This window comes from Peribacillus sp. SIMBA_075, assembly GCF_046534585.1.
In genome coordinates this window covers 1-269 of record NZ_JAWRYN010000696.1, presented here as the reverse complement: position 1 = coordinate 269, position 269 = coordinate 1, and the positions used below count along the sequence as shown (strand labels likewise).

The 269-nt window shown below is 57.2% G+C and carries 1 protein-coding gene; it reads left to right on the top strand.

Annotation, left to right across the window (positions count from 1 at the left end; genetic code table 11):
• The coding region (locus SB775_RS29985; protein ID WP_410864892.1) for an isocitrate/isopropylmalate family dehydrogenase at positions 1–269 on the top strand (269 nt) is incomplete at both ends.

Genomic DNA, 269 nt, shown 5'->3' with positions numbered 1-269 from the left:
CTGGTAGCTTCGGATTGTACGAACCGGTACACGGTTCTGCACCTGACATTGCGGGTCAAGGCATTGCCAACCCACTCGCAACCATCCTCTCCGTAGCGATGATGCTTCGTCTCTCCCTGGAGATGGATGAAGCAGCAGCTGCTGTCGAGAATGCAGTGTGGTCCGTGCTCGAAGCAGGTCATCGCACTGGCGATATCGCTTCTGACCGCAGCAAGGCCATCGGTACGCTTGAGATGGGACAGCTGGTTCGTGACGAGCTGGCGAAGCTA